This is a genomic window from Pseudoscardovia radai, assembly GCF_002259605.1.
Lineage (GTDB): Bacteria > Actinomycetota > Actinomycetes > Actinomycetales > Bifidobacteriaceae > Pseudoscardovia > Pseudoscardovia radai.
This window is the reverse complement of record NZ_MWWR01000002.1, coordinates 47,386-60,130: the sequence shown is the minus strand read 5'-3', so window position 1 is coordinate 60,130 and position 12,745 is coordinate 47,386. Positions and strand designations below refer to the sequence as shown.

The 12,745-nt window shown below is 65.9% G+C and carries 10 protein-coding genes and 1 pseudogene; all 11 read left to right on the top strand.

Annotated elements, in window-relative coordinates; genetic code table 11:
• Positions 1 to 89: 89 nt before the first annotated feature.
• The 11 genes and pseudogenes from PSRA_RS00375 (at position 90) to trpB (ending at position 12,739) form a co-directional block, all read left to right on the top strand.
• A complete protein-coding gene (locus PSRA_RS00375) occupies positions 90 to 575 on the top strand; it encodes a peptide deformylase (RefSeq protein WP_094659888.1) in 486 nt (161 codons plus the stop codon).
• 419 nt (positions 576 to 994) lie between these two features.
• The gene (gene rpsB, locus PSRA_RS00370; RefSeq protein WP_094659887.1) at positions 995 to 1,807 is read left to right on the top strand and encodes a 30S ribosomal protein S2; all 813 of its coding nucleotides are present in this window, start codon (positions 995 to 997) and stop codon (positions 1,805 to 1,807) included.
• A gap of 115 nt (positions 1,808 to 1,922) precedes the next feature.
• A complete protein-coding gene (gene tsf / locus PSRA_RS00365) occupies positions 1,923 to 2,798 on the top strand; it encodes a translation elongation factor Ts (protein ID WP_094659886.1) in 876 nt (291 codons plus the stop codon).
• 327 nt (positions 2,799 to 3,125) lie between these two features.
• Positions 3,126 to 3,872: a UMP kinase gene (pyrH, locus tag PSRA_RS00360; RefSeq protein ID WP_094659885.1), complete on the top strand. Its 747-nt coding sequence runs from the start codon at positions 3,126 to 3,128 to the stop codon at positions 3,870 to 3,872.
• A 64-nt stretch (positions 3,873 to 3,936) separates the two neighbouring features.
• The gene (frr, locus tag PSRA_RS00355) at positions 3,937 to 4,491 is read left to right on the top strand and encodes a ribosome recycling factor (protein ID WP_094659884.1); all 555 of its coding nucleotides are present in this window, start codon (positions 3,937 to 3,939) and stop codon (positions 4,489 to 4,491) included.
• Between the two features lie 190 nt (positions 4,492 to 4,681).
• Entirely contained in the window at positions 4,682 to 5,668 is a 987-nt protein-coding gene (locus PSRA_RS00350) for a phosphatidate cytidylyltransferase (RefSeq protein WP_094659883.1), read from the top strand.
• Between the two features lie 275 nt (positions 5,669 to 5,943).
• A complete protein-coding gene (rlmN, locus tag PSRA_RS00345) occupies positions 5,944 to 7,359 on the top strand; it encodes a dual-specificity RNA methyltransferase RlmN (RefSeq protein ID WP_245834806.1) in 1,416 nt (471 codons plus the stop codon).
• An 87-nt stretch (positions 7,360 to 7,446) separates the two neighbouring features.
• Positions 7,447 to 8,250, top strand: coding sequence for an imidazole glycerol phosphate synthase subunit HisF (gene hisF, locus PSRA_RS00340; protein WP_094659882.1), 804 nt, complete (start codon positions 7,447 to 7,449; stop codon positions 8,248 to 8,250).
• 153 nt (positions 8,251 to 8,403) lie between these two features.
• Positions 8,404 to 8,766 (top strand): annotated as a pseudogene (gene hisI, locus PSRA_RS00335) (phosphoribosyl-AMP cyclohydrolase); the annotation flags it as partial.
• Positions 8,767 to 8,889: 123 nt separating this feature from the next.
• Positions 8,890 to 10,491 carry a chorismate-binding protein gene (locus PSRA_RS00330; protein WP_094659881.1) on the top strand — a complete coding sequence of 534 codons (1,602 nt, stop codon included), beginning with the start codon at positions 8,890 to 8,892 and terminating at the stop codon, positions 10,489 to 10,491.
• Positions 10,492 to 10,639: 148 nt separating this feature from the next.
• The gene (gene trpB / locus PSRA_RS00325) at positions 10,640 to 12,739 is read left to right on the top strand and encodes a tryptophan synthase subunit beta (protein ID WP_094659880.1); all 2,100 of its coding nucleotides are present in this window, start codon (positions 10,640 to 10,642) and stop codon (positions 12,737 to 12,739) included.
• The last annotated feature ends 6 nt before the right edge of the window (positions 12,740 to 12,745 follow it).

Genomic DNA, 12,745 nt, shown 5'->3' with positions numbered 1-12,745 from the left:
CTGACGGCGCGCCCCCCGGCGCGTCCTTATGCACCTGCGGCATCCTTCGATGCGTCATGCAACAAACAAATACGAGACAGGAGTCCGCTGTGACTGTTCGAGAGATTCGCGTCGTCCCCGATCCGGTGCTTCGCACGCCGTGCGATCCGATTACCAAGATCACGCCGGGTGTCGAAAGGCTCGTGCGCGATCTTCTCGACACCGTCGATGACCCCGGCCGCGCCGGCGTGTCGGCCAACCAGATCGGCGTGGGCCTGCGCGCCTTCTCCTACAACGTGGAGGGCAAGATCGGTTACCTGCTCAACCCCAAGGTGCTGGAGCTCAAGGGGGAGCAGTACGGTGACGAGGGATGCCTGTCGCTTCCCGGCCTGTGGTTCAAGACGCGTCGTGCCAATTACGCGAAGGTTGAGGGCATCAACCTCAAGGGCGAGCGCGTAGTACTCGAGGGCGAGGGCATCATGGCTCGCATGCTCCAGCACGAAACCGACCACCTCGACGGCCATGTCTACATCGACCGCCTCGAGAAGGACCAGCGCAAGGCCGCCATGCACTACATGAGGGTTCACGCGGCCTGACGCCTCCGGCTCAGCCGGAGCCGTCGTCTGCTCCGCCCGTAGCCGCACCTGACACAGCCGTCGGCCCAAGCCCCGCCGCCCCGTCCTGGGTCGCCGCGCGCCCACGGCACACCTTGAACGCAGTCAAAGCGCGCCGCGCCGCGCCCCGGCAACCGCCCCAAACCGCCCCGTAACCGCCTCGCCCCGTCACCCGTGACGGGGCGGTTGTGTTTTTCCGGGGAAACCCTGTATAATCCCCGGTGGTGCATTGCCTATGCGCACCGCCGGCAGTCGCAGGCCGACGGGGCGCGATCTATCGTCTATGATGCGCCAAATACGCGCCATGTCGGCGACGGCCTGTGTCGGTCGGCCAAACCCGTGGGGGAGAGGCTGCACTCAGGTTCGCATGGCCAGGAAACAACCGACAAGAAAGGTCAATCATGGCACAGATCACCATGAGCCAGATGCTCAAGGCTGGTGTCCACTTCGGTCATCAGACCCGCCGTTGGAACCCGAAGATGAAGCAGTACATCCTCATGGAGCGCAACGGCATCCATATCATCAACCTGTTCGCTTCCCTCGAGAAGATCGACCAGGCGTACGACTTCATCAAGCAGACCGTCGCCCACAACGGCACCGTTCTCTTCGTCGGCACGAAGAAGCAGGCCGCTCAGACGATCGCCGAGCAGGCAACCCGCGTCGGCATGCCGTATGTCTCCGAGCGCTGGCTCGGCGGCATGCTCACGAACTTCCAGACCGTCTCCACGCGCGTCGCGCGCATGAAGGAGCTCGAGAAGATCGACTTCACCGACGTGCACGCCAGCGGCCTGACCAAGAAGGAGCTCCTCCTTCTTGAGCGCGAGAAGGACAAGCTCGTCAAGGAGCTTGGCGGCATCCGCAACATGAACCGCGTGCCGTCGGCTCTGTTCGTCGTGGACATCAACAAGGAGCAGCTCGCCGTCAAGGAAGCCCACATCCTGGGCATCCCGGTGGTCGCCCTTGCCGACACGAACACCGACCCCGAGAGCGTCGACTACCCGATTCCGGCCAACGATGACGCCATCCGCGCCGTCGAGCTGCTGACCACGCTCATGGCTGACGCCGTGGCCGACGGCCTGCTCGAGCGCAACGGCAAGGCTGAGAAGGCGGACGACAAGGGCGAGGCCCAGCCGATGGCGGAGTGGGAGAAGAACCTCCTGACCAACGACGCCGCGGACGAGGCCAAGCCGGCTGACGAGGCCAAGGCCGAGTGAGCATCGGGTCCCCTCCGGTTCGCCGGTCGGGACCCTTTCCGACGTATTGCAAGCCGCGAGGCTTGAAAGATTCCCGTGCCGCATGGCATGGGGAAGCTATGAAGGAGCAAAACAGATGGCACAGATTACCGCCAAGCTCATCAAGGAGCTGCGCGACGAGACCGGCGCTGGCATGATGGATGTCAAGAAGGCGCTCACCGAGGCCGAGGGCGACATCGCCCGCGCCAAGGAGATCATCCGCGCCCGTGGCATCGCCGCGGCCGGCAAGCGCGAGGGCCGCGAGGCTCAGGAAGGCCTCGTGGCCTCCCAGGTCGCCGATGTCGCCGACGGTCAGATCGGCTACGCGATCGAGCTCAACTCCGAGACCGATTTCGTCGCCAAGACCCCGCAGTTCGTCGAGTTCGGCGACGAGGTCATCGCTGACATCGTCAAGGCCGGCGCCACCACGGTCGCCGAGGTCGAGGCCGCCCCGTCCAAGTCCGGCACGGTCAAGGAGACCGTCGAGGAGGCCGGCGCGCTCTTCCACGAGCACGTGAAGATCGGCCAGTTCGCCACCATCTCCGGTCCGCACGTCGAGATCTACGCCCATCGCAAGTCCGCCGAGCTCCCGCCGTCCATCGCCGCCCTCATCGCGACCGATGAGAACGGTGCGAAGGTCGCGCACGAGGTCGCGCTCCAGATCTGCGCCATGTCCCCGCGCTGGCTGTCCATCGAGGACGTCGACGCCGATGTGCTCGAGTCCGAGACGCGCATCGCCACCGAGAAGACGAAGGAAGAGCTCGCCTCCAAGGGCAAGCCGGAGAACGTTATCGAGAAGATCCTCCCGAAGATCGTGCAGGGCCGTCTGAACGCCTTCTACGAGGAGAGCGTCCTGCTTGAGCAGACCTACGTGAAGGATCCGTCCAAGAAGATCAAGGATCTCTTCAAGGAAGTCGACGGCAAGGCCCTCGCCTTCGCCCGCATCGAGGTCGGCAAGGGCAAGGAGGAGTAAGCTCCCCGCCGCCGGTTCCCGGTTCAGGGCCCCGTTGTCCCGCTGCGCTTCGGCGCACGGTGGCGGCGGGGCCCTTCGCATGCCCCGCACCACCGGGGCGGCGCGGGGCATGTCAGGGCGGCGCGGGGCTGATGACGGTGGTGCGGGTGGCATGGCGCCGTTGACGGCGACGCCGATGACACGGAGCTGATGATGCGGGGCTGATGATACGGGGCGGGGAGGCCGGAAGGCATACGATGCCGCCGCCCCGTGCCTCGCCGCCTTTGTGTGTTCCGTGCATTGCGGGTACCATAAGGAAAGTTATCGATACGTCGAAAGGTATGCGTCATGGCACTCGAGACCAACGGTTCTCCTCGCAGGGTTCTTCTCAAGCTTTCCGGGGAGGCGTTCGGCGGCGGTTCGGTGGGCATCGACACGGTGGTCGTCCGCCGCATCGCGGGGGAGATCACGAAGGCCGTGCAGGCCGGCGTGCAGGTTGCGATCGTGGTCGGCGGCGGCAATTTCTTCCGCGGCGTCGAGCTCAGCCAGGCGGGCCTGGCGCGCAGCCGCGCCGACTACATGGGCATGCTGGGCACCGTCATGAACTGCCTCGCCCTGCAGGACTTCCTCGAGCAGGAAGGCCAGGCCACGCGTGTGCAGACCGCCATCACGATGGGCCAGGTGGCCGAGCCGTATATCCCGCTCAAAGCCATCCGCCACCTCGAGAAAGGCCGCGTCGTCATCTTCGGCGCCGGCGCCGGCATGCCGTATTTCTCCACCGACACCGTCTCCATCCAGCGCGCCCTCGAGATCCACTGCTCCGAGGTGCTCATGGGCAAGAACGGCGTCGACGGGGTGTACTCCGCCGATCCGCGCAAGGACCCGTCGGCGCGCATGTACGATAAACTGAGCTACACGACCGCCTTGGTCGACAATCTCGCCGTCATGGATGCCTCGGCCCTTTCCATGGCCCGCGACAACCACCTGCCGATCCGTGTCTTCGGACTCGAGACGGCCGGCAACGTCACCAAGGTCCTGGAAGGCGAGCGCATCGGAACGCTGGTCTCCGACGAGGAGTCCCAGTTCGCGGCCTGACGCGCCGGAACAAGACCTCCAACACAAGACCCCATCCAACACAAGAACCCCAAAGGAGAGGATTATGGCAACAGTTGTCGATCAGGCAAAGGACCAGATGGAGAAAACCGTGCAGGCCACGGAGGAGAACTTCGTCGGCATCCGCACCGGACGTGCCAACCCGTCGCTTCTCAACGGCATCATGGTGGACTACTACGGCGCGATGACGCCGCTCAAGGCCCTTGCCTCCATCGCCGTGCCCGAGCCCCGCACGCTCGCCGTCACCCCGTTCGACCAGACCCAGGCCCCGGCCGTAGAGAAGGCCATCCGTGACTCGGACCTCGGCGTGAACCCGAACCGCGACGGCAACGTCATCCGCGTCACCCTCCCCGAGCTGACCGAGGAACGTCGCAAGGACTATGTGAAGCTCGCCCGCACCAAGGCCGAGGAAGGCAAGGTGGCCGTGCGCAACATCCGCCGTAAGACCAAGGAGTCCATCGATGCCGCGGTCAAGGACGGCGAGATGGGCGAGGACGAGGGCAACCGCCTTCATAAGGACCTCGACGCGCTGACCAAGAAGACCAGCGACCAGATCGACCAGCTCCTCGAGAAGAAGGAGAAGGAGATTCTCGAGGTCTGATCCGCGGCCGATCCGGGCCGTCCGATGGACAGACCCACCACATGACGCCTGGGGGCCGCCGGCCTCCGGGCGTCTGTTCGACGTGGCGGATCGACGGCACGACGGCGCGAGACACGATACGAGACGGCGGGCGGCGCACCGTGGCGCGGCCGCAGAGTTCGACAGCATTCGACAGGGTGGGGCACCAAGCATGACAGGCAATCATTCGAGCAACCGGCATCGCCGCGACGAGACCCATGACGAGACGATGGAGAGGATCAACGAGCGCGCCGGACGCAACATGGCCCAGGCCGTCCTCACAGGAACCATCCTCGTTGTGCTCGTCGTCGCGTGCGTCGTCTTCGTGCGCGAGATTTTCGTCTTTCTCGTCCTCGCGTTCATGATCCTGGCCACATGGGAGCTGCGCGTGGACTTCGCCACCGCAGGTATCCGCATCCCCGTGGTGGTGCTGTGGCTGTGCGAGGCCATGGCGATTCTTCCCACGTATTTCTATTCCCACCATGTGGAGGCGCTGTCCATCGGCTTCCTGTGCTCCGTAGTGCTCGTCACGCTCTGCGCCTCGTTCCAGTTCCGGCCCCGCGCCAAGGTCAGCAGCGCGGTGCTTGAGAAACTCTCCGATGCCGGGCTCGACACGCCCTCCGACATCCTCGGGGGCCAGGTGGTGCACGACCGCATGACGCATGTGGCAGTTTCTCTCTTCTCGCTCATGTATCTGGGACTGCTGCCTGGCTTCCTCGTGCTTCCCCTCACGATGGGGCACCCCGTGGCGCATGCGTTCATGATCTGCTTCATCCCGGCCTTGGGGGATATCGGCGGCCTGTTCTTCGGCGCCGCCTTCGGACGGCACAAGCTGTCGCCCCGCATCTCGCCAAAGAAGAGCTGGGAGGGCATGTTCGGCTCCATCCTGCTGGGCATCGTCGGCGCGTTGTGCATTGGCCTCGGCACGTATCCGCTCGACGAATTCGCCCGCGTGTGGTCGATCCTCGTCATGATGGGCGTCATGGTGGGGCTCACGGGGTTGTTCGGCGACCTGTCCGCATCCATGATCAAGCGCGACCTCGGAATCAAGGACATGGGACATCTTCTCAAGGGCCACGGCGGCATCATCGACCGCGCCGATTCCATCCTCATGTCGGCGCCCTTCATCACCGGTCTCCTCGCCGTCGCGGGGCTGTGACGCGGGAGCTATGAGACGCGAGGGCAGCGATGCATGGGGCTGTGACTCACGGGCTGTAACGGAGCGTTGACCGTAGCCGTGACGGGCACCGGAAACACGATGGCCCCGCCGCCCCGCAGTTTCGAGACATTCAGGGCCCCGTAGGGCGCGACACGCCGGAGCACATCGGCGTGTCGCATACCGCGGGGCCTTTCGCATGCGCCACGGGGCGGCTATCATTGCTCCATGGCCGCGACGGCGGCACGAATCGCAAGACCTATGACAAGGCGGATTACATGGCTGATATTGATGCATCCCAGTCCTCTTCACACTCCCATTCTTCCCATGACGGGGCCGGGAACGCCGGCGCCCCGTCCTCTCCCGCAGGGCTCCACGACGCCCCGTTCCGCGCGACGGACACTCCAGGCACCGCAGGTATCGCAGGCGCGACGGACGCCGCTGACGCCACGAACGGCGCGGACACCGCCGCGTCGCGTGCTCAAGGGCAGCGCGACCAGGAGCCGGAGACCGGCATCACGCCTGGCGGCACCCGCGGAGCGTTCCGCGACATCCTGAGCAAGGACCATGCCCGCCGCGGCAAGCCGCCCGTGCATGTCACCGACCTCGACGAGGACGGTCGCATCGCCCTGGCCAAGAGTATCGGCCTGCCCAAGTTCCGCGTAAGCCAGCTTGCGCAGCACTATTACGCGCATTTCGAAACCGACGTCGAGAATTTCACCGATTTCCCTGCCGCGGCCCGCGCCGAGGCGCACCAGGCGTTCTTCCCCGACCTCATCGACGAGGAGCTCGTGCAGACCGCTGACGGCGGCACGACGCGCAAGACGTTGTGGCGCCTCTTCGACGACGCCCGCATCGAATCGGTTCTCATGAAATACCCCTCGCGCATCACGCTGTGCATCTCCAGCCAGGTCGGCTGCGGCATGGGCTGCCCCTTCTGCGCCACCGGCCAGCTGGGCCTGACGCGCAACCTGTCGTGCGGCGAAATCCTTGAACAGGTGCGCATCGCCTCGAAGCAGAGCGAGGACGGCGTGTTCGGAGAACCGGGGCGTCTGAGCAACGTCGTGTTCATGGGCATGGGGGAGCCGATGGGCAATTACCGCTCCGTCATCTCCGCCATCCGTCAGATCAGCGCGCAGCCGCCCCATGGCTTCGGCATCTCGGCGCGCAACATCACCGTGAGCACCGTCGGCATCGTGCCCGGCATCCGCAAACTCATCGACGAGCACATCCCCGTGCGTCTCGCCGTGTCGCTCCATGCCCCCAGCGACGAGCTGCGTGACCGCCTCGTGCCCATGAACAAGCGCTTCAACACGACGCAGGTGCTCGATGCGGCGCATGATTACTTCCTCGCCAGCCACCGCCGTGTGAGCATCGAGTACGCCCTCATGCGCGGAATCAACGACCAGCCCGAGCATGCCCGCCTCCTGGCGCGCCGCATCAACCACTACGGCGACGACTGGGCCCACGTCAACCCCATCCCACTCAACCCCATCGAGGGCTCTCCGTGGACGGCCTCCAAGCCTGAGGACGAGGCGGAGTTCCTCGACATCCTGCACCGCGCCGGCATCACCGCCACGCTGCGCGACACCCGCGGCTCCGACATCGACGGCGCCTGCGGCCAGCTCGCCGCCCGCCACGTGGCCGACCAGGTCATGGGCACGGCGGCGCGCCGCGCCGGAACGGACGCGTAACGCGGCCAATCGCATCCGGTGCGTACACTCGGTAGCGGTACGACCCATCCACCCGCCCACGGGGCGGTTCCAGAACGAGGTGAAAGCATGTCTCTGGCCATTCGCGTGATTCCCTGCCTTGACGTCAATGACGGACGCGTCGTCAAAGGTGTGAACTTCAAGAATCTGCGCGACGCGGGCGACCCCGTCGAGCTGGCGGCCGAGTACTACCGCCAGGGCGCCGACGAGCTCACGTTCCTCGACGTGACGGCCTCTAGCTCCCACCGCCAGACCACCTACGACATGGTGCGCCGCACGGCCGAGCAGCTGTTCATCCCGCTGACCGTGGGCGGGGGCGTGCGCTCCACCGACGACGTCGACACGCTGCTGCGCTGCGGCGCCGACAAGGTGAGCGTCAACACGGCGGCCATCAACAACCCGCAGCTCATCTCCGAGGTCGCGCAGCGCTTCGGCTCCCAGGTGCTCGTCCTGTCGGTCGACGCGCGCCGCGTCCAGGGCGACGTGCACACCCCGTCCGGCTTCGAGGTCACGACGATGGGCGGGCACCATTCCACCGGAATCGACGCCATCGAATGGGTCAAGAAAGCCGAGGACCTCGGCGCCGGCGAAGTGCTTCTCAACTCGATGGACGCCGACGGTACGAAGGACGGCTTCGACCTCGAGATGATCCGCGAGGTGCGCCGCGAGGTCTCCCTGCCGCTTATCGCATCGGGCGGCGCGGGCAAGGTCGAGGACTTCCCGCCGGCCATCGAGGCCGGCGCCGACGCCGTTCTCGCCGCCAGCGTCTTCCACTTCGGCACACTCACCATCATGGACGTCAAGCGCGAGCTTGCCAGGCACGGCTATCCCGTGCGCGGTCTCGAGGCCGACGAGGCCACGCCGCGCGCCTAAGGGCGACGGGGCATCGTATCGCAACGCGCACGCCGCTTCGTGGACATCGCGTGACATCCCGCGGCGATATGAGTATGTTAAGGGGCAGAACGCAGGCCGCCGACCACGAGGCGGCCGCGGATTGGACAGGAGTGGACAGTGACGAACGCGGACATGCTCGATCCGGGCATCGCGACAAGGCTCAAGCGTGACTCCCAGGGGCTTGTGGCGGCCGTCGTGCAGCAATACGATTCCAAACGCGTACTCATGGTCGGCTACATGAATGACGAGGCGCTGCGCCGTACGCTGACGACGGGGCGCGTGACGTTCTGGAGCAGGTCCCGCCAGGAGTACTGGCGCAAGGGCGACACCTCCGGCCATGTCCAGTACGTCAAGAGCGTGTCGATCGATTGCGACGGCGACGCTCTGCTCGTCGAGGTCGACCAAGTGGGCTCGGCCTGCCACACGGGGGACTATTCCTGCTTCGATGCGGGCGGCGAACTGCCCGCCGTGGCGGGGGAGCGCACCGAGGGGCAGCGGACCATCCCCGACGGACCCGGCGCCCCGGCCTGCCCCGGGCATGTCCTGTCTGACGATTCCGCAGCGGCGCAACGGCCTGAAACCGAGCAGCCGGTACCCGCACAATCTTAAGGAGGGCTGATGGACGAACTCAACTGTTCCGTAAAGGATCTCGCGTGGGGCGGCATCTGGCCCTCCCGTGAGGAATTCCACGCCATCGGGAACGCGGGCTACCGCATCGTGCCCGTCGTCATGCGCGTCCTCGCCGACACGCTGACCCCCGTCGGCTACTATGAGCGTCTCGCCGGCGGCCGGTCGGGCACCTTCATCCTCGAATCGGCGGAATCCGGCACATGGGACCGCTACTCCTTCATCGGCGTGGACTCCATGGCGCAGCTGCGCTCGGACCACGGAAAGGCCAACTGGAAGGGCTCCGTGCCCGCCGGCATCCCCACGAGCGGCGACGTCATCGACGTCGTGCGCGCCACCCTTCAGGCCCTCCGCTCGCCCCGCGTCGAAGGCCTGCCGAACCTGACGAGCGGTCTCGTCGGCTCCATCGGCTGGGATGCCATCCGTCACTGGGAACCGACCCTTTCGGCCACGGCGCCCGATGAGACGGGGCAGCCCGAACTCGTGCTGACGCTCGCCACCGACATGGCCGTCGTCGACCATTACACGGGCTCTGTGTGGCTTATCGCCAACGCCGTGAACTTCGACAACACGTCCGCGCGCATTGACAAGGCCTATGACAATTCGATCGCCCGTCTGCGCAAGATGGCGGCGGCGCTCGTCACCCCGTCATCGGCGGAACGACGCGCGTCCGTCATCGACACCTCCGTGGAGCAGCCCGAGCTGCGCTTCCGCACGCCTTGCGACCAGTACGAGAAGGCCGTCGAGCGCGTCAAGCAGCATATCGTGGACGGAGACGCCTTCCAGATCGTGCTGTCGCAGCGCCTTGACATCGACTCGCCGGGCAACCCCTTCGACGTGTACCGCGTGCTGCGCACCCTCAATCCCAGCCCGTATATGTTCTATCTGTCGCTGACAGACGCGAACGGCAACGATTTCAGCGTCATCGGCTCCAGCCCGGAGACGCTGATCCGCGTCGAGGACGGGCAGGCCATGACCTACCCGATCGCCGGAAGCCGCCCACGCGGCAAAACCGACGAGGAGGACGAGCGCCTCGTGCAGCAGCTCCTGGCGGACCCCAAGGAGCGCAGCGAGCACATCATGCTCGTCGACCTGAGCCGCAACGACCTCAGCCGCGTGTGCGATCCCGAGACCGTCACCGTCACGCGTCTTATGGAGATCAAGAAGTTCAGCCATATCATGCATATCGCCTCCGAGGTGACGGGGCGCGTGCGCAAGGACATGAGCACCTTCGACGTGTTCACCTCAGCGTTCCCCGCTGGCACCCTGTCGGGCGCGCCGAAGCCCAGCGCCATCACCATCATCGACAAGCTCGAGCCGGCCGACCGCGGTATCTACGGCGGCACGGCGGGCTACTTCGACTTCTCCGGCAACATGGACATGGCCATCACGATCCGCACGGCCTACGTGCGCGACCACCAGGCCAGCGTGCAGGCCGGCGCGGGCATCGTCCTCGACTCGGTGCCCGAGAGGGAATGGACCGAGACGCGCAACAAGGGCGCGGCGTCGGTCAAGGCGATCCAGATCGGGGCGCAGCTCAGGAACGTCGACGACGTCAACGGTTTCGCATGGCCCCACGGGGCGGAGGAATAAAGCCGACCTGTCCCGGGATACGGCAGGCATGACAGTCAAATAACCTCATCTTCCGCATGCGGCGGATGCGCGCCTCACGGCGCGCCCCGCCGCCCCGTACCATACGTCGCCGCCGGCATGGGGCCGGTGGCTTCCAGAAGAAGGTCATATGTCAACCGTTCTTGATTCATTGGTCGCGGGAGCCCGCGAGGACGCCGACAAGAGGCAGAAGGCCCTGCCCCTCGACGAGCTGCGTCGCCGCGTCGCCTCCGACACCTACACGCCGCTCGACGCGCGCGCCTACCTGCGCCGCACCGACGCCGTTCCCGTCATCGCCGAGGTCAAGCGCGCCTCGCCGTCCAAGGGCTTCCTCGGCGAGATTCCCGACCCCGGCGCACTGGCTGCCGAATATGAGAAGGGAGGGGCCGGCGCCATCTCCGTGCTCACGGAGGGGCGTGTGTTCCTCGGCTCCTTCGACGACCTCGACGCCGTGCGCGCCAGCGTGAGCATCCCCGTGCTCAACAAGGATTTCATCACCACGGACTACCAGGTGTACGAGGCGAGGCTGCATCACGCGGATCTCCTGCTCCTCATCGTGGCGGCCCTCGACGATGACACGCTGCGCCATCTTCTCGACCTGACGCACGAGCTGGGCCTTGCGGCTCTTGTCGAGACGCATACGCGCGAGGAAATCGAGCGCGCCATCGCCGCAGGTGCGCGCATCATCGGCATCAACGCGCGCAACCTCAAGGACCTGTCCGTCGACACGGACAAATACCGCGAACTTGCTTCGAATCTTCCGGACGACGCCATCTGCGTGGCGGAATCCGGCGTGTTCGGAGCCATCGAGATGAAGGATTATGCCCGCGCCGGAGCGGATGCCGTTCTGGTGGGCGAAGGAGTCGCCACCGCGGACGACCACGAGCTGGCCGTGCGCAGACTAGTGGAAGCAGGTAAGACAGTGAAGGAATCCAACGCAGAGCCGTTGTCTCAGCACCATGGCCCGTACTATGGCCGCTTCGGCGGACGATACGTGCCCGAGGCCCTTATCGGTGCCCTCGACGAGCTGCAGAAGGTCTACGACGATGCCAAGCATGATCCGGAGTTCATCAAGGAATTCCGCCGTCTGAGCAAGGAATACGTCGGCCGCCCCTCGCCGCTGACCGCGGCACCGCGCTTCTCCGAGCGCGTCGGCAAGGCCGTCGGCGCCCCCGTGCGCGTGTTCCTCAAGCGCGAGGACCTCAACCACACCGGCGCACATAAGATCAACAACGCCCTGGGTCAGGCGCTTCTCGTCAAGCGCATGGGCAAGCACCGCGTCATCGCGGAAACCGGCGCCGGCCAGCACGGCGTGGCCACCGCCACCGTGTGCGCGATGCTCGGCCTTAAGTGCCGCATCTACATGGGGCAGATCGATGCGCGTCGACAGGCCCTCAACGTGGCCCGCATGCGCCTGCTGGGCGCCGAGGTCGTGGAGGTCACCCTCGGAGACCGCATCCTCAAGGACGCCATCAACGAGGCGCTGCGCGATTGGGTCACCAATGTCGACGACACGCACTACCTGCTGGGCACCGTGGCAGGCCCGCATCCGTTCCCGGAAATCGTGCGCGACTTCCAGAAGGTGATCGGCGAGGAGGTGCGAGACCAGATCAAGGACTTCGGCATCGAGTACCCGGATGCCATCTGCGCCTGCGTCGGCGGCGGCTCCAACGCCATCGGCGTCATGAACGCCTTCCTAGACGACCCGCGCGTCAACCTGTACGGCTACGAGGCGGGCGGACACGGCCCCCAGTCGGGCGAGCACGCCATCCGCCTGACCGACGGCACCGGCCAGCTCGGCATGTTCCAGGGCGCCATGTCGTACCTTCTCGAGAACTCCGAAGGCCAGACGCTGAGCACGTACTCCATTTCCGCCGGCCTCGACTACGCCTCCGTGGGCCCCGAGCACGCGTGGCTCAAGGACATCGGCCGCGTCAACTACAGCTACGCCACCGACGACGAGGCCATGAGCGCGTTCAAGGACCTGTGCGAGACGGAGGGCATCATTCCCGCCATCGAGTCCAGCCACGCGCTGGCCGGCTGCTACAAGGCCGCCGCCGACCTCATCAAGCGCGGCTACGAGAACCCCGTCATCGTGGTCAACGTCTCCGGCCGCGGCGACAAGGACGTGGCGACCGCCGGCAAGTGGTTCGGATACCTCACCGACGAGCAGAGCAAGGCACTGGAAGCGAACGGTGCGCACGGCACCACGACGAGCGAGAAGGACTGAGCGACG